The organism is Myxococcus sp. AB036A (assembly GCF_006547355.1).
Classification (GTDB): Bacteria; Myxococcota; Myxococcia; order Myxococcales; family Myxococcaceae; genus Myxococcus; species Myxococcus virescens.
The window spans coordinates 40782-60836 of sequence record NZ_VHLC01000040.1 but is presented as its reverse complement, the minus strand read 5'-3'; the positions used below and the strand labels follow the sequence as shown (position 1 = coordinate 60836).

Below are 20055 nucleotides of genomic sequence, written 5' to 3'. Positions count from 1 at the left end.
GGTCCATCCATTGCGGCAGGTTGCCGGACGGTCGTCCGGACGGGCGGAACGGTCTCCTGGCCGTGCCCTGCGGCGCTCCGTTCGCGCCCGTGGGAAAGCCGCTTCGCACGCCTGCGGTGCCTGCCGCGCCGCGGTAGCTCGTTGTTCCGGGGACTTGGCGGCTTGCAGATTCTTTGGAGCTCCACGGTCCGGCCCATGCATCGGCCGGCGGCACACTCAAGCCACGAGGAGCACCAGACATGACGTACGAGGACCGCATCGCACAGCAGCTGCTGGATGCCCGCCGCGAGCTGGAGCAGGCCGACAAGGACCTGGCGACCGGGACGGAGGCGGCACGCGTGCGCTACGCCCGCGCCCTGCACGAAGCGGACATCGCCGAGCGCCGCGCCCTGCGGCACGCCCGGGAGGCTCGGAACCATCAGAAGAGCTGGAGGCTCGTCGCAGGCTGAGCAGGCGGGCCGGGGCCCCAAAACGATGAAGGCGCGGCGCCGCCGGTTTATACCGGCGACCGCCATGGCCTATCCCATCCACCGACCCCGCCGCCTGCGCCGCAACGCCGTCCTGCGTGACATGGTGCGCGAGACGCGCCTCGACCCGGGCGACTTCATCTACCCCCTCTTCGTCGTGGAAGGCCGGGACGTGCGCCGTCCCATCGTCTCCATGCCGGGGATCTTCAACCTGTCGCTGGAGCACGTCGTCGCCGAGGCCAGGCATGCCCGGAAGCTGGGCGTGCCCGCCGTCCTCCTGTTCGGCATCCCCAACCACAAGGACGCCCGCGGCACCCAGGCCTACGCCGACGACGGCATCGTCCAGCGCGCCATCCAGGAGATCAAGGCGGCCGAGCCGGACCTCCAGGTCATCGTCGACGTCTGCCTGTGCGAGTTCACCGACCACGGCCACTGCGGCGTGCTGGAAGGCGGCCACGTCGTCAATGACGCCACGCTGCCGCTGCTGGCGAAGATGTCCGTGAGTTGCGCCAAGGCGGGCGCGGACATCATCGCTCCGTCGGACATGATGGATGGCCGCGTGGCCGCCATCCGCGCCGCCCTGGACGAGACGGGCTTCGGCGAGCTGCCCATCATGGCGTACTCGGCCAAGTTCGCGTCCGGCTACTACGGGCCGTTCCGCGAGGCCGCCCAAAACACGCCCACCTCCGGTGACCGCCGGGGCTACCAGATGGACCCCGGCAACGTCCGCGAGGCCCTCAAGGAAGTGGCCCTGGACGTGGAGGAGGGCGCGGACATGATCATGGTCAAGCCCGCGCTGGCCTACCTGGACGTCATCCGCGCCGTGCGCGAGCGCTGGGAGCTGCCCGTCGTCTCCTACAACGTGTCCGGCGAGTACTCGATGCTCAAGGCCGCCGGGCAGAACGGGTGGATCGACTACGAGCGGGTGATGCTGGAGACGCTCACGTCCATGAAGCGCGCCGGCTCCGACCTCATCATCACCTACCACGCCCTGGAGGCGGCGAAGCTCCTGTAGGCAACAGCCGGGCGGACCCGCGGCGGGTTGAGTCTTGATCCGCCGCGCGCGTTGCGTCCAAATGTGCGTCGCACGATGCCAACCAAAAAGCGGCCTGGACGAAAGTCCCAGAAGCCCCCGCCCCAACGCCGGTCCACCGCGAAGAAGCGGTCCGGCGCCGGTCGCGCGGCCGGTGTCACCCCCCCGGGACCCTTGCAGTACAAAGTGGTCGAGCTGTCCACGGTGGACGAGGGCTCCCTGGAGCGGACCCTCAACGAGTGGGCAGCCCAGGGCTGGAACCTCGACGGCATCCAGTTCGCGATGCGCGAGTCCTCCAAGCGCCCGGCCATGGCCTTCGTCCTCTTCACGCGCCAGGGCAGCCCCGCCAGGCATGATGAAGACGCGGCGCGCGGGCGGCTGATGCGGATGTCGGAGACGGGCAGTCCCACCGCGGCGCTCGCGGCCGAGTACACGCGCGAGCACGTCGAGTGGGCCGCGCCCATGATTTCTCCTTTGAGCGCCCACGAACGGCTGGCGCGTCTGGCGGGGCTGGATGAGCCCGAGCCGCGCGAGGAAGGACTCACGCTGGAGCCGGAGGAGTGAGCACCCCGCGAAGCCGCGTGTTCATGGCGGCAAGCCGGCAAGGGGGTGGCCGCGCCTTGCGGTTGGTGTCCGGAGACGCGAAACCCGAATCGCCCTATCCCAAGGCCTCGCTCTGGCTGCGCGGCGGCGCGCGGGCGGTGGACGTGTCGGTGGCGTGGGGCCTGTACGTCGTGGGAGGCGCGGCGGGCGCGGTGGTGGCGCTGCTGTTCCTGCTGCTGGCGGACGGGATGCTCCAGGGCCAGAGCGTGGGCAAGCGCATCTTCGGCGTGAAGGTGATGCATCTGCCCACGCGTTCGGCGGCGCGGCACCGCGACAGCACCCTGCGCAACGCGCCGCTGGCGCTCATCGTGCTGCTGGGAATGATGCCCGCGCCGCATGGGACGGTGGCCGCGGCCGCGGGGCTCATTGTCATTGGCAGCGTGGAAGCATGGTGCGTGCTGAGGGATCCGCTGGGCTGGCGGCTGGGCGACACCTGGGCGCAGACGCAGGTGGTCGACGGGAAGGTCGTCGCGGGCGTAACCGTTGCAGCTCGCACGCCGGTCGCGCATGAGCGCGCCTCCGGCAGGCTCATGTCCGCGGCGAAGGTGCGCCGTGGACGCTCGTCGTTCAGGAAGCGAAGGGGGTACCCATGCGCATCGCGCTGACCCACAACCTCAGGCTGTCTGATTTGGAAGAAGAGGCGGAGTTCGACACGCAGGAGACGGTCAACGCGCTCGCGGCGGCCATCGAGCGCATCGGCCACCGGCTGGAGCGCTTCGAGGTGAGCGGCCCGGCCTCGCGCACCGTGGCGCGGCTGGAGGCCTACAGCCCGGACCTCATCTTCAACACCGCCGAGGGCCGCCGCGGCCGCTTCCGCGAGGCCTTCTATCCGGCCCTCTTCGACGAGCTGGGCTTCCCGTACACGGGCTCGGACGCGTACGCGCTGGCGGTGACGCTCGACAAGCAGCTCACCAAGCTGGTGCTGTCCAAGCAGGGCATCCGCACGCCCGGCTGGCAGTACGTGGAGAAGCTCAGCGAGCTGTCCGCGGAGAACCTGCGCTTCCCTGTCATCGTGAAGCCCAACTTCGAGGGCTCGTCCAAGGGCATCAGCCAGGACTCCATCGCGGAGACGCTGGACGAGGTTCGCGCCAAGGTGGCCGCCGCGCTGGAGAAGTACCCGTCCGGCGTGCTGGTGGAGGAGTACATCTCCGGCCGCGACCTCGCCGTGCCGTTCCTGGAGTCGGTGGACAATGACTACGACGGCGTGCTCTCCCCGGTGGAGTACGTCATCGACCCGGCCGTCACGCAGGGCCGCAAGTACGCCATCTACGACTACGCGCTGAAGACGTCGCGGGAGGGCATGGTCAGCGTGCGCGCCCCGGCGCAGATTCCGCCTCGCACGGCGGAGGACGTCCGGCGGATGGCGCAGAAGGTGTACCGGGCGCTCGATTGCCGCGACCTGGGCCGCATCGACGTGCGCCTCAGTGACGCGGGCGTGCCGTACTTCCTGGAGATCAACGCGCTCCCCAGTCTGGAGCCGGGCGCGGGCATCTACGCGGCGGCGGAGCTGGACGGCCTGCACCTGGATGGGGTCATCAACTCCATCATCACCAGCGCGGCGAAGCGGTACAAAATCAAGGACTCGTCGCGTCGCCAGGGCAAGCCGGCGCGCAAGAGCGGTCCACTGCGCGTGGGCTTCAGCTTCAACGTGAAGCGCGTGAAGCCCACGGCCACGGCGGAGGCGGTGGAGGACAGCGAGGCCGAGTACGACTCGCCGAACACGCTCCAGGCCATCCGCGAGGCGATTGCGTCGTGGGGCCACGAGGTCATCGACCTGGAGGCCACGGCCGAGCTTCCCTCGGTGCTGTCGAGCACGCCGCTGGACGTGGTGTTCAACATCGCGGAGGGCTTCAAGGGCCGCAACCGAGAGAGCCAGGTCCCGGCGCTGCTGGAGCTGCTGGACATCCCGTACACGGGCTCGGACCCGGCCACGCTCTCCATCGCCCTGGACAAGGGCCTGGCGAAGAAGATTGTCCGGCAGGCAGGCATCCTCACGCCCAACTTCCAGCTCATGGCGACGGGCAAGGAGCGCCTCAACAAGGAGTTCACCAGCTTCCCGCTCATCGTGAAGCCGGTGGCGGAGGGCAGCTCCAAGGGCGTCGTCACCAAGAGCGTCTGCCACAGCGAGGCGGAGCTGCGCGAGGTGGTGCGCGAGATTGCCGGCAAGTACCAGCAGCCCGCGCTCATCGAGGAGTACATCCGCGGCCGTGAGTTCACCGTGGGCCTGCTGGGCGAGCGGCGTCCCCGCGTCCTGCCGCCCATGGAGATCGTCTTCCTGGACCGGGAGGAGAAGAACCCCGTCTACAGCTTCCAGCACAAGCTGGATTGGACGGACCGCATCCGCTACGACGCGCCAGCGAAGCTGGAGCCCGCGCTGCTGGAGCGGCTGCGCACGGCGGCGCGCAACTCGTTCATGGCGCTGGGATGCCGCGACGTCGCGCGCATCGACTTCCGCATGGATGACAAGGGGCGCATCTACTTCATCGAGTGCAACCCGCTGCCGGGCCTGACGCCGGGCTGGAGCGACCTGGTGCTCATCGCCCAGGGCGCTGGCATGGACTACCGGGGGCTCATCGGCGAAATCATGGCCCCCGCCATCCGCCGCTACAAGGAGCGCGAGGCGCGCCGCGCCGCCAGCGAGCACCCTGCTTCGGTGTTGCGCAAGAGCGTGCCCCTGGAGGAGGGGACTCCCGCCGCCGCGCACCCCGTCGCCGCGACGGCCCCCGCACCGGCGACCCCAGCGCCGGAGCCGGTTCCGCGCGTGGACGCGAAGGCCTGAGCCCCACGCGACGCCCTGGCCGCCCCGTCCCGTGCCTCCTCTTCGAGGGGGCGGGCGGGGCCGGCTGGAGTGGTTGACTGTGGGGAGTCGTCGGTTAGTGTCCCCCCTCTATGGTGCACATCCCCGAGGAGACTGGGCCGCGCGTCCGGGCCCGTGAGCTGGGCCTGCCGCTGGGGCGCTTCAAGCCCGGCAAGTTCAACGCCATCACCGACGTGGAGGGGGTGCTCGTCGGGCACAGCACGTTGATACGTGGCGAGGGCCCGCTTCGTCCCGGGCACGGTCCGGTGCGCACGGGGGTCACCGCCATCCTCCCCAACGAGGGGAACATCTTCATGGAGCGCATGACGGGGGGCGGCTTCGTGCTCAACGGCGCGGGCGAGGTCGCCGGCATGACGCAGCTCATGGAGTGGGGCCTCATCGAGACGCCCATCCTCCTCACCAACACCATGGCGGTGGGCGCGGTGTCGGACGGCGTGGCGCGTTACCTGGTGGACCGCTACCCCGGCATCGGTGACGAGCACGATGTCATCATCCCCGTGGTGGGGGAGTGTGACGATTCCTGGCTCAACGACATTTCCGGGCGCCACGTGCGCGAGGAGCATGTCTTCGAGGCCATCAACAACGCCTCCACCGGCCCCGTGGCCGAGGGGAACGTGGGTGGCGGCACCGGCATGGTGACGTGCGACTTCAAGGGCGGCATCGGCACGTCGTCCCGCAAGCTGCCGGAGGTGCTGGGCGGCTACACGCTGGGTGTGCTGGTGATGTCCAACTTCGGGAAGATGCACAACCTGCGGGTGGGCGGCCTTCCCGTGGGCGAGGTGCTGGCGGAGAAGTTCAAGGGCACGCCCAAGCGCGGCCAGACGTACGGCTCCATTATCGCGGTGGTGGCCACGGACGCGCCGCTGCTGAGCCATCAAATCAACCGCCTCTGCAAGCGCGTGGCGCTGGGCATTGGCCGCGTGGGCAGCTACGCGGCGCACGGCTCAGGGGAGATTGTCGTCGGCTTCTCCACGGCGAACATCATCCCCCGGCGCACCCAGAAGATGGTCTACAAGCTGAAGCTCCTCCTGGATCAGCGCCTGGACCCCCTCTATGAGGCGGTCATGGAGGCCACCGAGGAGGCCATCCTCAACGCCATGTGCATGGCCACGTCCATGACGGGCGCCAACGGCAACCACTGCCCGGCGCTCCCCCTGGACGAGGTCCGGCGCTTCCTGGACGCCTACAAGCCGATTTTCGCGTCCGTGAAGAAGCGCCCCCAGCAGTCGAGCGCCCCGGCGGCCAAGGAGCGGCCCAGCAACGAGGACCGGGAGGGGGACGTGAAGGTGTCCACCGCCCGGCCGACCCAGGTCCGGAGCGCCGAGGGAATCCCGTTTCCGACCCGTCCGGCACCGGACGACACCGGCGAGCCGGGGGGGCCCGAGGGTTCCTCTTCCGGGAGCCCGCCGGGTTCTGATAGTTAAGCCCCTCTTTTCACGTCTCCGTACGGAGCACAGGAGTCAAAGATGGCCCGCAGCAAGAGCAAGCACCGTCGCGTGCAGATGAAGATCAAGCAGGCCTGGAAGAAGCGGGCCAAGAAGAACAAGGCCGAGGCCAAGGCCGCCGCGGAGTCGAAGAAGAAGTAGTCGTTTCGACCGTGCTCGTGCGGCCCGTGGCTCAGTCCCGGGTCGCCGAGAACGGACTGCTGACGTTGCAGCGCTGTCCCCCCGTGTCGGACGCGCGCACGTAGCTGCCCGTGAGGACGCCGTTGATGGACGCCGTCCCGCCATCCGCCAGCGGCGCCAGGTAGCTGCCGGTGAGCGTCAGGGTGTCCGTCCGGTTCGCCGAGGGCACTCCCGTTCCCGTCATCAGGAAGGTCCCCTGGGAGGTGATGGTGCCCCGGACGGGGACGCCCGCCAGCCGGCTGGTGAGGTTTTCGCCCGAGCGGGTGATGTCCAGGACTTCACCCGTGGGAACCTCCACCCCCAGGAGCGCGCACTCTGGAGGCACGCCCGCGCTCGTGTCGAATTGCAGCCGGTAGCGGCCTTCGACCGCGGGGCAGTCCGTGCAGCGGGGCGCTTCTCCGCCACAGCCTCCGGTGGTGAGCAGGAGCAACCCGGCGAAGAAGGGGGCGAAACGTCCAGAAGTCATGACTTGGTTCTCCTTGAGACGGAAGCCGGACTTCCCGGTGGGACGGCCGGTTCCTACGTTGGGCAAGGGCGGCGTTCGGTGGCTGACTCGAGGCGGTGGTCCAATTTTGTATTCGCCGGGCTCTTTGCCCTGGCGCTGATTCTCTTCTCCAGGATTCTGCTGCCGTTCCTGATGCCGGTGTTGCTGGGCGGCTTCCTGGTGGTGCTGTTCATGCCGGTGCAGGACTCCCTGTGCCAGAAGCTGGGGGGCCGCAAGTCTCTCAGCGCCGGGGTGTCCACCGTCACCGTGTTCGTCCTCATCCTGGCGCCGCTGGCGCTGGTTGGGTGGATGGTGGCGCGGGAAGTGTTTCAGCTCGTGGGCCAGGCGCAGGTCCTGTTGGAGCAGCAACACCTGCGTCACCCGTTCCTCGCCAGCCTGCCGCTGGGCCTGGAGCGCTATCTCCGGCTGGACGTGGACAGCGCGGAGACGGAGCGGGCGCTCCTGGCCGCGATGACGGGCGGCGCGTCGTTGCTGCGCGACGTGGCGGCGGCGGGCACGGACCTGGTCATCAACCTGTTCCTGATGTCCGTGGCCATGTACTACTTCTTCCTCGACGGGCGCCGGCTGGTGGCCGAGGTCATGCGGCTCATCCCGCTGGACAGGCGCTACTTCGAGGCCTTCGCGCGCGAGTTCACCGACGTCGCCTACGCCATCATCTATGGCAACACCGTCACCGCGCTCATCCAGGGCGCCGTGGGCTTCGTCGGGCTGCTCATCGCGGGGGTGCCGCATGCCGGCGTGTGGGGCGCGGCCATGGTGCTGGTGGCGCTGGTGCCCGTGGGCGGCACGGCCCTGGTGTGGGGGCCCATTGGCGTGGTGCTCATCGCCGCCAACCAGGTGAGTGAGGGCGTGTTCCTCCTGGCCTGGGGCGCCTTCCTGGTGGGCAGCATCGACAACGTCATCCGGCCCCGGCTGTGTGGTTCGCGCATGGCGCTGCACCCGCTGCTCGTCTTCCTGTCCATGTTCGGCGGGTTGGCCGTGTTCGGGATGATGGGCTTGCTGGTGGGGCCGCTCATCGCCTCCATCTTCATGGCCATGGTCCGCATCTACCGCCGGGACTTCCTGGGCATCGGCCGCGCCGAGCACCTGTCGGCCCATGACGAGAACACGTCGGAGCCTCCCGTGTCCGAGCCCGCCTCCTCCCGCATGGCTCCCGCGGCGCCGGCGATGGGACCCGCCGCGACGCTCAACGCCTGAGCGGCGGGAGAACCGCCGAGCCTGGACTTCCCCGACGGGGTGGGTGAACCTCCCTGGGGAATGACGACCGCCCGACACTCGATGGTTCGCTGGGGGCTGTGGTGTGCCCTGGCGGTGGCACTGGCCTCGCCGCAGGCCCTGGCCGCCGCCGCGGAGCGGAAGGACTCGGGACCGGCGAAGCCGAGCGTCGTGGTGCGGGAGGTGGAGGGAGATGCGCGGCGGCGGCAGGCCCCATTCCTGGAGGTGGCGCTGGATTCGGGCTCTGGCGGCACGGTGGGAGACGCGCCGGCGCGCCCGCCCCTGGCGCGGCTGACGTTGGGGGGCACGACGACGTGGCGCAACGCCTGCGCGCGGCCCGGCGTGAAGTCCTGTGGCGAATATGACCGGCTCCCGGCGAACGAGCGCCTGGGGGACACGGTGAGCTATGCGTCGTCGGTGCCGTACCTGGGCATCGCCGCCGATCTGGAGTTGCTGCCGCTGGCGAACAGCGAATCCCTGCTGCGCGGCCTGGGCCTGTCGCTGGGTTACCGGCGTGGCTATTCCTCCACCAACGTGACGCTGGAGAGTGACGCCGGCCGGTCGACCACGCGCGAGGCGGTGGCCACCGACTCGGTGCTCACCGCGCAGGCGCTGTACCGCTACTTCTTCGGCATGGGGGAGGCGAACGCGTTGCTGGGCCATGCGGGGCTGCGCGCGGGCCTTCTCACCCGCGCCTTCGACGTGGACGCGTCCTCCAACAGCCCGCTCACCGGGACGCACCGCTTGTTCCCCGCCGTGGGGTTGGAGGTGTCGGTGCTGCTGCTGCGCTGGGTCCGGCTGGAGGGCGCGGGTCAGTTCTTCCTGAGCCCGAAGCCGGGAAAGGGCCTGGGTGCCGGCAGCGCGGCGTTGGACGCGGAGGTCAGCGACTACGGCACGTCGGTGTCCAGCTTCGGCTGGGAGGCGGAGCTGGGCGTCGGGGGCGACATCTGGGGGCCCTTCGGTTACTCGGTCCGCTTCCGTCTGTCCCGCTTCCAGGACACGTTCTCCGGCGCCGGCACGAAGCTGGGCTGGGATGAGGGCGGCGTGGCGGCGGAGACGTACTCCAGCCTGCACTGGGGCATCACCGCGTCCTACTGAGGCGCGTTGCCGGCTCCCACTCCGGCGCGGCGGAGGCGTAGGGTGCGGACATGTCCGAGCACGTGTCCCCCCAGGAGCTGCGCAGGAAGTGGAAGCTGGCGAACGCGGAGCCGCTGGAGGGCGGTCACCGGCTCGAGGCGTACCGCGCGCTGGCGCAGAGCTGTCCCGCGTTCGTTCCCAACCTCCTGTCGTTGAGCCGCACGTTGCTGGTTGGCCGGCACGAAGCGGCGGACCCGGAGGCCGCGGTGTCCGAGGCCGAGCAGGTGCTCCGCTCCGCGTCAGACGTCTCCGCGGGGGCCCCCGAGCCCCTGCTGGCGCTGGGACACTTCCTCGTCTCGGTGCGACAGGCGCCGGATGAGGCGGAGCGCGCCTTCTCCTCCGCGGCCAGCGCCGCGATGGCCTTGCTGGAGGAAGCGTGGGCGGGGTGGATTCACGCGCTGGGCGCGCAGGGACAACTGGAGGCGGCGCTGGAGGTGGAGGAACGGGCGCGGAGCCTCTTTCCCAGCTCCAAGGCGATTTCTCAGGCGGTGGCGTTCGCGCGAGCGCAGCCGGGGACGCGCTGACGCGGGTCCCACCACGTCAGGGCATCCGCTCCAGCGAACTCCGGCCGCCGGTTCGCACGGCCTGACGGTGCTGGGCAATCCGGTTGCGGGCCCACTCCGGGGCCAGCTCCAGCTCCTCCGGGAAGAAGAGGTCTTCGCCCAGCCCTTCGACGAGCACCTGGATGAGCGGGTCATCGGGGTACTGCGTGGCCGGGTCGTCGAACACCAGCCCCACGACGATTCCCGTCTGGCCCAGGAACCGCTGGCTGATGGTGCCATCCTCGGAGTGCGGCACGACCTTCACCTTCGCGCCAATGCGCACCGGTGCGCCGTCCACGTCATGGCAGATGATGAGTGAGGGGTCCTGGATCATGGCGCGTAGGAACGGGGCTTGAGCGACTTCGAGATGACCACCAGCACGACGGTGATGACGACCCATGCGAGCAGGTGGTGGGAGAGGACGTGCCGCCAGTCCTGCTCACAGGCGAGCTCTCCGAGCAGCGCGCCCGTCGAGCCCACCGACAGGCCCGCCACCACGGCGCGCAGCGGCTGGAAGAAGGTCCCGCGCAGCGCGAACAACGCCACCACCAGCGGCACCACGCCAATGGCCAGGTGACTGACGGTGCAGACCCAGCCCGGGAGCGATGGGGGACTGTGCGGCGTGCCCCGCGCGAGCACCAGGGCCGCCGCGCTGACCACCGCCAGCCCCACGCCCAGCCGGCGCATCCAGTGTCCCTTGGGAGACAGCGCGCCCCAGGCGCACACCGCGCTGGTTCCCACCAGCATCGCCAGCAGGGGCGCGCGTGCCAGGAGCAGGGAGCCGGTGACCGCGCCCACCGCGAGCATCACCCCGGCCGCCAGCAGGCCCAGTCCCGCCGACGCCGCCATCAACCCGACGGCCTGCGTGCGCCAGCGCCGCACAGGACGACGAAGCGCCAGTTCACCCCGGGCCGCGGCGAGCACGCGCTCCAGCGCGGCGCTGTCCTTCGCGGGCGTCTGGGTGAGCAACGAGTCCAGGTCCATCGGTGGCTTCATCGCGCCACCTCCAGCTCCAGCTCGCCCAGCAGCTCGCGCAGCTTTTCGTAGCCCCGGTGCGCCCGCAGCCGCGCGGCGCCAGGGCTGATGCCCCGCAGCGCGCCAATCTCCTCGAAGGACCAGCCCTCCACTTTGCTGAGCACCACGGCTTCACGGTGGTCCGGGTGGAGTTGTTGCAAGGCGTCCAGCAGGTGCCTGCGCAGCGACGGGTCGCTGTCATCCGGCGCCGGGGATGCGGGCGTCGCGGTGTCCTCCTGGGATGCATAGGCGTCGACGTGCCGCTGATGCCTCAGCGCGTCGCGCGCGGCGTTCGCGGCAATGGTCATCAGCCAGGGGGTGAAGCGGGTGCCGGGCTCGTAGCGGCCCCGCGAGCGGATGACGGACAAGAAGGTGGCCTGGAGCAAATCTTCCGCGAGCGCGCCATTGCGCACCATCCGGGCCAGGAAGCCTTGGACCCGCGGCGCGTGCCGCGCGAAGAGGTCCTCGAAGGCGTCCTGTGCTCCGTCGCGAAACCGTTCCATGAGTGCTTCGTCCGTTTGGCTCCGCATCACCCGACTCCTCTACGGGCCACCTGCGAAAGTGTTTCCGGCGGTCGTGATTCTCGAGGTTCGGTGGGGAAAGCTCTGGAAAGTCACGGGGTTGCGAACGGCGGCAACATCCTGTCCTGCCCCGGAGGGCGAGGCCGTTAGTGTTGGGCGCGGAGGCACCTCGGACGCGTGGACCATTGGAGCATCGAAGGCATGGGGGCGGGGTTGGTGGCAAGCCTGCTGGCGGGCACGGCGACGGGACTGGGCGCGCTGCCGGTGCTCGTCACCTCGGAGCTCAGCCGGAAGGCGCAGGACCGGATGTTGGGCTTCAGCGCGGGCGTGATGCTGGCGGCTACGTCCTTCTCACTGGTCATCCCCTCGATGGAATTGGTGAGAGGGCAGGGCCATGACGGGCCTTCGGCGGCCCTGCGCGTGGCGGCGGGTGTGTTGCTGGGTGGGCTGTTCCTGCGCGTGTGGCACGACCTGATGCCGCACGAACACGTGCTCAAGGGCCACGAGGGCCATGGCGGCGCGAAGTGGAACAGCGCGCTGCTGTTCGTGCTGGCCATGACGCTGCACAACTTCCCGGAAGGGCTGGCGGTGGGGGTGTCCTTCGCCGCGCCGCAGCCGGAGCTGGGTTTGTCGGTGGCGCTGGGCATCGGCGCGCAGAACATTCCCGAAGGCCTGGTGGTGGCGCTGGCGCTGCGGGCCACGGGGGCGTCCGCGTCGCGCGCCGCGTTCCTGGCGCTGCTCACCGGCCTGGTGGAACCGGTCGGAGCGCTGTTCGGCCTCCTGGCCCTGTCACTCAGCTCCGCGCTGCTGCCGTGGGGACTGGCCTTCGCGGGCGGGGCGATGCTCTATGTCATCAGCCACGAGATGATTCCGGAGAGCCACCGCGGCGGCTTCGAGCGCGAGGCCACCACCGGCCTCATGTGGGGCTTCGTGCTCGCGCTGGTGCTGGACATGTCGCTGGGCTGACGCGGCCCGGGGGACTACGCGGGCAGCAGCACCAGTCGGGCAATCTCCGGGGGCGCGCCCACGCGCATGGGTGGGCCCACGAAGCCACAACCCCGGCTGACGTAGATGAGTGAGTCGCCCGTGCGGCTCAGGCCCGCGTTGCGGTCTCCCCAGATGAGGTCGCCCATCAGGTTGCCCGGGAACATCTGTCCGCCGTGCGTGTGCCCTGAGACTTGGAGCCCCACGCCGCGCCGGGCCACCTCGTCGAAGTTGGACGGCTGGTGCGCCAGCAGCACGGAGGCGCGGTCGGGCCGCACGTCGCGCAGCGCCGCGTCCAGGTCATAGCCGCGCTCGCCCATGCGGTGCGCGCTCCAGTCGTCCACGCCCGCCAGTTGGAAGGAGGCCGCGCCGTCGCCAATGGACACGGAGCGGTTGCGCAGCGTGTGGATGCCCAGCCCCTCCAGGAAGGCGACCCACGAATCGGCGCCCGAGTAGTAGTCGTGGTTGCCGGTGACGAACCAGGTGCCGTACCGCGCGCTCAGCTTCCCCAGGCCGGCGGCGAAGACTCCCAGCGCATTCACGGAGCCGTCCACCAGGTCCCCGGTGATGGCGATGACGTCCGGCTTGAGTGCGTTGGTGCGGGACACCAGCTCATCGATGAAGCGGCGCTGAATCACCCCGCCGATGTGGATGTCGGTGAGTTGCACCAGCGTGAGGCCTTCCAGCTCGCGCGGCAGGTGGGGCAGCCGCACGGGGATGTCTCGCACATCGGGTGGGTGGTACGCGCGCCAGCCGCCGTAGGAGCTCATCGCCACGCCCGCGAGCCCCGCGCCCACCGCGAGCCCCTGACCCAGCAGCGCCCGGCGCTCCGGCGACGCGGGCGCGGTGGGGGCCGTCGTCTTCGCGCGTGCCTTGCGGCGCTCACGCCACGTGGCCAGGGCCCGTACCATGTCCACCGCCAGGGTGAACATGAGCAGGTAGAGGACCAGGCCAATCCACAGGAGGAAGACGATGCCCAGGCGACGGGCGCCCTCGGAGGGCAGCACGGAACCAATGGCCCGCGCGCTCAGGGCTCCGACGAAGCCCACGGCGAACAGCCCCTGGGCGGTGCGCCGCAGCCACTTGCGCTTCGTCACGTCACGGACGAGCCGGCGGTAGAGATAGACATGGCCCACCAACAGGACGGCGAGCACGGGAACGAAGAAGAGGAGCAGGCTGACCCAGCGTGGCATCGGGAATCCTGCATAACGAAAGCGTTCCCGCCGCGCTCCAGGATTCCAGGGGAGCAGGCGGGAAGGCGGCATGGGCACACCCCTGGCCCCTTTCCCACGCCGCCGCGCCGGGGCAGGCTTCGCCATCCCGCGAGGCCGATTCCCGGTTCACGCACCCCTTCGAGGTCGTCATGCTCCGCTCCCTGCTGGTTCCCATGCTCCTGGCTGTCTCGCTCCTCGGCTGTGGCGACGACGAAAGCGTCAACCCCGACTCGGGAGACCCGACCAAGGTGACGTACGCGGAGTCGCTCAATGTGAACCTGGCAGAGATGACCCGGCTGGAGAGCGGGCTCTACATCCAGGACACCTTCGTCGTGGAGGATGGCGCGCAGGCCGAGGCGGGCAAGCGCGTGCAGGTGCGCTACACGGGCTACCTGCCGGACGGCCGCAGCTTCGACGCCACCGGCAACGGGCCCGCCATCGGCTTCACCCTGGGCGTGGGGCAGGTCATCGCGGGCTGGGATGAAGGCATCGCCGGCATGCGCGTGGGGAGCCGTCGTCGCCTCATCATCCCGTCGTCCCTGGGGTATGGCGCCACCGGCTCGGGCAGACGGATTCCGCCGTACACGGTCCTCATCTTCGACACCGAGCTCGTGTCCGTCCGCTGACGGAGGCGAGGAACTCCGCTCGCCGTCGTGCTATAGGATTTCCTTGTCTTCCGGGAAGTTCGGGTCGGCGTGGACCGGCCTGGAGGTTCGTGGTGACCCGGAATTGGGGGAGGCGAGCGATGTCGCGGTCCGAGGCGGAGATGAGTTTGGAAGGCCCCCGAGCAGCAGTCCCGGGGGAGGGCGCGTTCCACGGGCTGCTCATGCAGCCGTCGTCCGAGGTGGCGGCGCAGCTCTACGAGGAGCTGGGGAGCTCCCAGCGCGAGCGGCTCCAGAAGGAGGCCGCGCAGGCCGCGGTGGCGGAGCGCCAGCGTCTGGCGGAAGTCCTGCGCCAGGCCCGCGACTTCTCGGGCGCCGCGCGCCTGCTGGATGGCTGTGGCGCCGCGGCCCTGGTGGCGGAGCTGTACGTCCAGGGCGGGCGTTACGTGGACGCGGCGGAGGCGTACCTGCGCGCGGGTGAGGTGGAGCGCGCCGCGGCCGCCTTCGAGCGGGGCGGCGCCATGGAGCGCGCGCTGGAGGCCTACCGCGGCCTGGGCGCGCGTGAGGCCATGGCGCACTGCCTGGTGCGCCTGGGGCGTCCGTACGAGGCGGCGCAGCTCTACCGCGAGCTGGGCCAGCCGCACGCGGAGGTGGAAGCGCTCGCGAGCGTTCCCTCCGGTGACCCGCGTCACCTGGAGTCCGTGCTGCGCATGTGCAAGCTGCTGGATGGCGAGGGCTTCACACGGCGTGCGCTGGCGCTCCTGGCCGACACGGTGCGCGGCACGGAGTCGGCACGGGGAGACCCGGCGCTGGCGGCGGAGAAGGCCCGGCTGTTGCGCCGCCTGGGCATGGACGCGGAGGCCGAGGCCGTCATCGCGCGTCTGCCCTCGAACGCGGCGGCGCCGGAGTCCAATGGCTACCACTACCTGAAGGCCATCCCCATCTTCGGAGAGCTGTCGCTCGAGGACATGAAGGACCTGTACCGCGTGGCGCGACAGGTGCTCATCCCGGCGGGCGCGGTGCTGCTGGAGAAGGGCTCGCCGGGCAGCGGCCTCTTCGTGCTCCTGGAGGGCGAGGTGGACGTGTTCAGCGGGCCGGAGACGGACGCGCGCCGGCTCAACACGCTGGGGCCTGGCGCCTACCTGGGAGAAATCTCCCTGGTGCAGGATGCCCCGGTGTCCGCCCAGGTCCGCGCGCGCACGGCGGTCCGCGCGCTGCGCGTCACCCGCGCGGGATTCCAGCACTACCTGGACACGCATGACGCGGCGGCGCTGCGCATCTTCCGCCTGTTCACGCACAACCTCGCGGCGCGCGTGCGGGCGCTCAGCACCTGACGGCGCGCATGTCTGTCATTCCGGGCTCGCGTGTTCGCACCCGCGCCCGGATTGACAACACGGTGTCTGTGCTTTATTTCAAACGCATCATGAGGCCCGTCTTCTTCAACGCCCTGCTGTGTGCGCGCACGTTCGCGCCGGCGGCGGACGTGTGCCTCGCCCCCCGTCACGAGGTTCTGCTCGACATTTGAGTTGGCGGACCGGTGTCTCCGGCGCGCGGGTTGGCTGGTTCCCGTTTGCCGTGAGCCCTGGCTCCGCCCTCTCTCTTGCCGCGTCTTCGTGCGTCCTCACGCGTCCCTGAGCGGGCCTGACGTGCCCCTCCGGCGAGTCGCGCGTGCGTGCCGCTGAGGCGTTCGCGGCGTCATCCCTTCATTTCAACCAGCGCCTCAATTCAACCCGCGAGCCTCGCTGCTCGACGGGAACGGGAGTCCTTCATGTCTCGCCACACACGCATCGAGCGGTACCGCAACATCGGCATCATGGCGCACATCGACGCGGGGAAGACGACGCTCACCGAGCGCGTCCTCTTCTTCACCGGTCGCATCCACTCCGTGGGCGAGGTGCACGACGGAGCCACGGAGATGGACTGGCTGCCGCAGGAGAAGCAGCGCGGCATCACCATCACCTCCGCGGCCACCACCGCGTTCTGGCAACCCCGGCAGGGGATGGGCGCGGGTGTGCCCCACCGCATCAACGTCCTGGACACCCCAGGGCACGTGGACTTCACCATCGAAGTGGAGCGCTCGCTGCGCGTGCTGGACGGCGCGGTCGCCGTCTTCGACGCGAGCCAGGGCGTGGAGCCTCAGTCGGAGGCGGTGTGGCGGCAGGCGGACCGGTACCACGTGCCGCGCATCGCCTTCATCAACAAGATGGACAAGGTGGGCGCGGACTTCGCCATGAGCGTCGCGTCCATCCAGGCGCGGCTGGGCGCGCGTCCGGTGGCCGTGCAGTGGCCCCTGGGCGAGGGCTCGGAGTTCCGCGGGCTGGTGGACCTGGTGCGGATGCGGGCCGTGATGTTCGACGGGGAGGACGGAAGCTTCGTCGACGGCCAGTCCGTGCCGGAGGCGGTGCGCGCGGAGGTGGAGGCGCAGCGACTGCGGCTCATCGAGGTGTGCGCGGACGAGGACGCCACCGTGCTGGAGAAGTTCGTGGACGGGCGGTTGGAGGACATCACCGCGGAGGACCTGGAGCGCGCGCTGCGCTCGGGCACCCTCGCGCGGACGCTGGTGCCGGTGCTGTGCGGGTCGGCCTTCAAGAAGAAGGGAGTGCAGATGTTGCTGGACGCCATCGTCAACTACCTCCCCGCGCCGTCGGACATGCCCGCCGTGGAGGGCTTTGTCCCGGGCAAGGAGGAGCGTGTGTCCCGGCCCGTATCCGATTCGGGGCCGCCTTGCGCCCTGGCCTTCAAGCTCATGAGCGACAAGGCCGTGGGCGGCATCGTGTTCCTCCGCGTCTATTCGGGCACGCTGCGCGCCGGCACCGTCCTGCTCAACCCCGCCACCGGGCGGCGTGAGCGGGTGGGGCGCTTGATGTTCATGCACGCCAACCGCCGCGAAGAAGTGGCGGAGGTCCATGCGGGAGACATCTGCGCGGCGCTGGGCCTGAAGGGCGTGCGCACGGGCGACACGTTGTGCGACCCGGCGGAGCCCCTGGTGCTGGAGTCGCTGGGCGTCATGGAGCCCGTGGTGCAGCTCGCCGTGGAGGCGCGCTCGCCCGCGGAGCTGACGAAGCTGGAGGACGGCCTGCACCGGCTGGCGGCGGAGGACCCGTCGCTGCGTGTGGGCGTGGACCCGGAGAGCGGCCAGGTGCTGCTGTCCGGCATGGGTGAGCTGCACCTGGAGGTAGTGGTGGACCGCTTGAGGACAGAGCACGGCGTGGAGGCCCGCGTGGGCCAGCCCAAGGTGGCCTGGCGCGACACGCTCCGGCGTCACGTGCGGCAGGAGTACCGCCACGTCCGCCAGTCGGGCGGGCCCGGACAGTACGCGTACGTGGTGCTGGACGTGGGGCCGGCGGCGCGTGGCGCGGGGCTCGTCTTCACGGACGACACGCGCGGGGGCACCATTCCCAAGGAGCTGGTGCCCGCCATCGAGAAGGGCGTGGCCGGGGCCATGGCCCGAGGCGTGCGGGACGGCGTGCCGCTGGTGGACGTGGAGGTGCGGCTCTTGGATGGGGACACGCACGTGCGTGACTCCACGCCCCAGGCCTTCGCCGTGGCCGGCTCCCTGGCGCTTCAGGCGGCGGCGCACAGGGCGGGCGTGCAGCAGTTGGAGCCGGTGATGGAGGTGGAGGTCACCACGCCCGAGGAGTACCTCGGCGAGGTGTTGGGAGACCTGGCGGCGCGGCGGGGGCGGGTGCTGGGCATGGAGGCGCGCGGCGTGGTGCGGCTCGTCTCCGCGCGGGTGCCCATGGCCAGCCTCTTCGGCTACGTCACCGGGCTGCGAGGCCGCACCCAGGGCCGGGCCCAGGCCAGCATGCGTCTGGGCGCGTACGAGCCGGTGCCAGAGGCACTCCAGGCCTCTTACGCGGCGGAGGCCCGGGCCTGAGGTGAAGGGCGGCCCCGGGAGCCAGGAGCGGCTCCCGGGGCCTGTAGGGCATTCCGGGTCTTTCGACTTGGAAGGATCTGGACCCTGTACAAATGTCCATCAGGGGCCACAAAACCGGAAAGCAAGCCGTTGATTTCACGGGACTTCCGGGACGGGAAAGTGCAGGGTCCCGCGCCGATTCTCCGGAATGGGTAGGGGAGACCCCCTGTTCCCATCCGTTCCCAAAGCGGTTCGGCCGGCCGGGCCCGACCGCGCACCGCCAGGCGCCCCGGACATGCGTCCGACTGGGCGCGCTGCGCGGGCTTCCTCCCCTGGGGAGGAGGCGGGCTCACTTCAACGTCAGGAACCCATGACTTTCGACGATCTTCAGCTTCACGACACCCTCCTGCGCGCCGTCAAGGCAGAGGGTTACACCACCCCCACGCCCATCCAGCAGAAGGCCATCCCCCACGCGCTGGCCGGGCGGGATGTGCTCGGCGTGGCCCAGACGGGCACGGGCAAGACGGCGGCCTTCGCGCTGCCCATCCTCCAGCGGCTGTCCGCCAAGGCGCCCGCGGGCGGGGCTCGCCCGGTGCGCTGCCTGGTCCTGACGCCCACGCGCGAACTGGCGGGGCAGGTGGGCGACAGCTTCGGGACCTACGGCAAGGGGCTCCCCCTGCGTCACGCCGTCATCTTTGGTGGCGTGGGCCAGAATCCGCAGGTCCAGATGCTGCGCAGTGGCGTGGATGTGCTGGTGGCCACGCCGGGCCGCCTGCTCGACCTGATGGAGCAGGGCTTCGTGTCGCTGCGCTCGCTCGAGGTGTTCGTGCTCGACGAGGCGGACCGCATGCTCGACATGGGCTTCATCCACGACGTGCGGCGCGTCATCAAGGCGCTGCCGCCCAAGCGGCAGACGCTGTTCTTCAGCGCCACGCTGCCCCCGGACATCGTGGACCTGGCGCGCAGCATCCTCACGGACCCCATCCGCGTGGAGGTGACGCCGGCGTCCAGCACCGCGGAGACGGTGAGCCAGCAGGTGTACTTCGTGGAGCGCGAGCAGAAGCGCGGACTGCTGACGCACCTGCTGAAGGAAGGCAACATCCACCGCGCGCTCGTCTTCACCCGCACCAAGCACGGCGCGAACCGGGTGGCGAAGCAGTTGGAGGGCGCGGGCGTCAGCTCGGCGGCCATCCACGGCAACAAGAGCCAGAATGCCCGTGAGCGCGCGCTCGACGAGTTCCGCTCCGGGACGCTCCGCGTGCTCGTGGCCACGGACATCGCCGCGCGCGGCATCGACATCGACGGGCTGAGCTACGTCGTCAACTACGACCTGCCCAACGTGCCGGAGCAGTACGTGCACCGCATTGGCCGCACGGGCCGCGCGGGGGCCAGTGGCACCGCGGTGTCCTTCTGCGACGCCGAGGAGCGCGCGTACCTGCGCGACATCGAGCGCACCATCCGCCGCAACGTGCCCGTGGTGGAGGACCATCCGTACCGGTCGGGCCAGCCCGCGCCGCGTCCCGTGAGTCATGCGTCCGGCGCCGCGCCGGAGGCCCGTCCTTCGGGCAACGGTGGGAGGCCCCAGGGCACGCCGCGTCCCGCGGGCAACGGTGGTGGAGGCGGACACTCCGCGGGGGCTTCGCGCCGCCGCCGGGGGGGCCGTGGTGGCGCTGGCGGCGGAGGCCGTGGACAGGGCCGTCCCGAGGGTGGCCGCTCGGCGCAGGGCTCGGGTGGCTCCGGTGGCAACGCCAGCCGGGGTGGCCAGGGCGGTTCCAGGGGTTCGGGTGGCGGCCGTCCCGCGGTGGCGCAGGCTCCGGCGAAGGCCCCCGAGGCCTCCCCGCTTCCCCCGCGTCGCCCGTCGCCCAAGTGGTTCTGAGCGGCTGAGGCCAGGCGGCGGCTCCGGCCCGCCGTGAAGTCCA

General features: G+C 70.4%; 20 protein-coding genes. 15 read left to right on the top strand and 5 right to left on the bottom strand.

Translation table 11 applies throughout. From position 1 onward, the window contains the following. The first annotated feature begins 239 nt into the window (after positions 1-239). From FL344_RS17945 to FL344_RS17915, 7 genes are all read left to right on the top strand, one after another. Positions 240-449: a hypothetical protein gene (locus FL344_RS17945; RefSeq protein WP_225887741.1), complete on the top strand. Its 210-nt coding sequence runs from the start codon at positions 240-242 to the stop codon at positions 447-449. Positions 450-513: 64 nt separating this feature from the next. Beyond that, the gene (gene hemB / locus FL344_RS17940; protein WP_225887740.1) at positions 514-1482 is read left to right on the top strand and encodes a porphobilinogen synthase; all 969 of its coding nucleotides are present in this window, start codon (positions 514-516) and stop codon (positions 1480-1482) included. 192 nt (positions 1483-1674) lie between these two features. Further along, positions 1675-2064, top strand: a complete 390-nt coding sequence (locus FL344_RS17935; protein WP_228558335.1) for a hypothetical protein — start codon at positions 1675-1677, stop codon at positions 2062-2064. After that, positions 2061-2708: an RDD family protein gene (locus FL344_RS17930; RefSeq protein WP_194858565.1), complete on the top strand. Its 648-nt coding sequence runs from the start codon at positions 2061-2063 to the stop codon at positions 2706-2708. The genes FL344_RS17935 and FL344_RS17930 overlap by 4 nt, the downstream gene beginning before the upstream one ends. Then, positions 2693-4882, top strand: coding sequence for an ATP-grasp domain-containing protein (locus FL344_RS17925; protein ID WP_141619382.1), 2190 nt, complete (start codon positions 2693-2695; stop codon positions 4880-4882). The genes FL344_RS17930 and FL344_RS17925 overlap by 16 nt, the downstream gene beginning before the upstream one ends. Before the next feature lie 110 nt (positions 4883-4992). After that, positions 4993-6345 (top strand): P1 family peptidase, encoded by a 1353-nt coding sequence (locus FL344_RS17920; RefSeq protein ID WP_090490548.1) that lies wholly within the window; start codon positions 4993-4995, stop codon positions 6343-6345. Positions 6346-6387: 42 nt separating this feature from the next. Further along, the gene (locus tag FL344_RS17915) at positions 6388-6507 is read left to right on the top strand and encodes a hypothetical protein (RefSeq protein WP_002636551.1); all 120 of its coding nucleotides are present in this window, start codon (positions 6388-6390) and stop codon (positions 6505-6507) included. Between the two features lie 31 nt (positions 6508-6538). Here the strand turns inward: FL344_RS17915 and FL344_RS17910 are convergent, their stop codons facing one another. Beyond that, the gene (locus FL344_RS17910) at positions 6539-7012 is read right to left on the bottom strand and encodes a hypothetical protein (protein ID WP_141592842.1); all 474 of its coding nucleotides are present in this window, start codon (positions 7010-7012) and stop codon (positions 6539-6541) included. Positions 7013-7090: 78 nt separating this feature from the next. On the opposite strand from FL344_RS17910, the gene FL344_RS17905 reads away from it, so the two are divergent. From FL344_RS17905 to FL344_RS17895, 3 genes are read left to right on the top strand one after another with little or no spacing between them, the layout of a single operon-like run. Then, entirely contained in the window at positions 7091-8248 is a 1158-nt protein-coding gene (locus tag FL344_RS17905) for an AI-2E family transporter (protein WP_141592672.1), read from the top strand. 60 nt (positions 8249-8308) lie between these two features. Next, positions 8309-9364: a hypothetical protein gene (locus FL344_RS17900; protein ID WP_228565148.1), complete on the top strand. Its 1056-nt coding sequence runs from the start codon at positions 8309-8311 to the stop codon at positions 9362-9364. A gap of 50 nt (positions 9365-9414) precedes the next feature. Beyond that, a complete protein-coding gene (locus tag FL344_RS17895) occupies positions 9415-9927 on the top strand; it encodes a hypothetical protein (RefSeq protein WP_141619380.1) in 513 nt (170 codons plus the stop codon). Positions 9928-9943: 16 nt separating this feature from the next. Here FL344_RS17895 and FL344_RS17890 read toward each other — a convergent pair whose 3' ends face one another. The 3 genes from FL344_RS17890 to FL344_RS17880 are packed head-to-tail and all read right to left on the bottom strand — an operon-like array spanning position 9944 to position 11489. Next, positions 9944-10279 carry a Carotenogenesis protein CarS gene (locus FL344_RS17890; RefSeq protein WP_141619379.1) on the bottom strand — a complete coding sequence of 112 codons (336 nt, stop codon included), beginning with the start codon at positions 10277-10279 and terminating at the stop codon, positions 9944-9946. Further along, positions 10276-10941 (bottom strand): DUF1109 domain-containing protein, encoded by a 666-nt coding sequence (locus FL344_RS17885; protein WP_141619378.1) that lies wholly within the window; start codon positions 10939-10941, stop codon positions 10276-10278. The genes FL344_RS17890 and FL344_RS17885 overlap by 4 nt, the downstream gene beginning before the upstream one ends. Further along, positions 10938-11489 carry an RNA polymerase sigma factor gene (locus tag FL344_RS17880; RefSeq protein ID WP_141619377.1) on the bottom strand — a complete coding sequence of 184 codons (552 nt, stop codon included), beginning with the start codon at positions 11487-11489 and terminating at the stop codon, positions 10938-10940. Before FL344_RS17880 ends, FL344_RS17885 begins: the two co-directional genes overlap by 4 nt. Before the next feature lie 192 nt (positions 11490-11681). Between FL344_RS17880 and FL344_RS17875 the strand changes: the two genes are divergently transcribed. Next, positions 11682-12446 (top strand): ZIP family metal transporter, encoded by a 765-nt coding sequence (locus tag FL344_RS17875; protein WP_194863148.1) that lies wholly within the window; start codon positions 11682-11684, stop codon positions 12444-12446. Positions 12447-12460: 14 nt separating this feature from the next. On the opposite strand, the gene FL344_RS17870 is transcribed toward FL344_RS17875, so the two are convergent. After that, on the bottom strand, positions 12461-13657 hold the full coding sequence (locus tag FL344_RS17870; RefSeq protein WP_141619375.1) for a metallophosphoesterase: 1197 nt from the start codon (positions 13655-13657) through the stop codon (positions 12461-12463). 170 nt (positions 13658-13827) lie between these two features. Between FL344_RS17870 and FL344_RS17865 the strand changes: the two genes are divergently transcribed. The 4 genes from FL344_RS17865 (at position 13828) to FL344_RS17850 (ending at position 20012) form a co-directional block, all read left to right on the top strand. Then, positions 13828-14304 (top strand): FKBP-type peptidyl-prolyl cis-trans isomerase, encoded by a 477-nt coding sequence (locus tag FL344_RS17865; RefSeq protein ID WP_228565147.1) that lies wholly within the window; start codon positions 13828-13830, stop codon positions 14302-14304. Positions 14305-14423: 119 nt separating this feature from the next. Next, positions 14424-15614 (top strand): cyclic nucleotide-binding domain-containing protein, encoded by a 1191-nt coding sequence (locus FL344_RS17860; RefSeq protein WP_141619373.1) that lies wholly within the window; start codon positions 14424-14426, stop codon positions 15612-15614. Between the two features lie 434 nt (positions 15615-16048). Then, the gene (gene fusA / locus FL344_RS17855; protein WP_141619372.1) at positions 16049-18157 is read left to right on the top strand and encodes an elongation factor G; all 2109 of its coding nucleotides are present in this window, start codon (positions 16049-16051) and stop codon (positions 18155-18157) included. Between the two features lie 349 nt (positions 18158-18506). Beyond that, a complete protein-coding gene (locus tag FL344_RS17850) occupies positions 18507-20012 on the top strand; it encodes a DEAD/DEAH box helicase (protein WP_141592660.1) in 1506 nt (501 codons plus the stop codon). The last annotated feature ends 43 nt before the right edge of the window (positions 20013-20055 follow it).

Bases quoted from the DNA above. Each gene is read 5' to 3' on its own strand.
- FL344_RS17880 (WP_141619377.1), bottom strand. From the start codon at position 11,489: ATGCGGAGCCAAACGGACGAAGCACTCATGGAACGGTTTCGCGACGGA.
- FL344_RS17875 (WP_194863148.1), top strand. From the start codon at position 11,682: ATGGGGGCGGGGTTGGTGGCAAGCCTGCTGGCGGGCACGGCGACGGGA.
- fusA (WP_141619372.1), top strand. From the start codon at position 16,049: ATGTCTCGCCACACACGCATCGAGCGGTACCGCAACATCGGCATCATG.
- FL344_RS17895 (WP_141619380.1), top strand. From the start codon at position 9,415: ATGTCCGAGCACGTGTCCCCCCAGGAGCTGCGCAGGAAGTGGAAGCTG.
- FL344_RS17860 (WP_141619373.1), top strand. From the start codon at position 14,424: ATGTCGCGGTCCGAGGCGGAGATGAGTTTGGAAGGCCCCCGAGCAGCA.
- FL344_RS17885 (WP_141619378.1), bottom strand. From the start codon at position 10,941: ATGAAGCCACCGATGGACCTGGACTCGTTGCTCACCCAGACGCCCGCG.
- FL344_RS17920 (WP_090490548.1), top strand. From the start codon at position 4,993: ATGGTGCACATCCCCGAGGAGACTGGGCCGCGCGTCCGGGCCCGTGAG.
- FL344_RS17915 (WP_002636551.1), top strand. From the start codon at position 6,388: ATGGCCCGCAGCAAGAGCAAGCACCGTCGCGTGCAGATGAAGATCAAG.
- FL344_RS17870 (WP_141619375.1), bottom strand. From the start codon at position 13,657: ATGCCACGCTGGGTCAGCCTGCTCCTCTTCTTCGTTCCCGTGCTCGCC.
- FL344_RS17865 (WP_228565147.1), top strand. From the start codon at position 13,828: ATGCTCCGCTCCCTGCTGGTTCCCATGCTCCTGGCTGTCTCGCTCCTC.
- FL344_RS17850 (WP_141592660.1), top strand. From the start codon at position 18,507: ATGACTTTCGACGATCTTCAGCTTCACGACACCCTCCTGCGCGCCGTC.
- FL344_RS17925 (WP_141619382.1), top strand. From the start codon at position 2,693: ATGCGCATCGCGCTGACCCACAACCTCAGGCTGTCTGATTTGGAAGAA.
- FL344_RS17890 (WP_141619379.1), bottom strand. From the start codon at position 10,279: ATGATCCAGGACCCCTCACTCATCATCTGCCATGACGTGGACGGCGCA.
- FL344_RS17910 (WP_141592842.1), bottom strand. From the start codon at position 7,012: ATGACTTCTGGACGTTTCGCCCCCTTCTTCGCCGGGTTGCTCCTGCTC.
- hemB (WP_225887740.1), top strand. From the start codon at position 514: ATGGCCTATCCCATCCACCGACCCCGCCGCCTGCGCCGCAACGCCGTC.
- FL344_RS17900 (WP_228565148.1), top strand. From the start codon at position 8,309: ATGACGACCGCCCGACACTCGATGGTTCGCTGGGGGCTGTGGTGTGCC.
- FL344_RS17945 (WP_225887741.1), top strand. From the start codon at position 240: ATGACGTACGAGGACCGCATCGCACAGCAGCTGCTGGATGCCCGCCGC.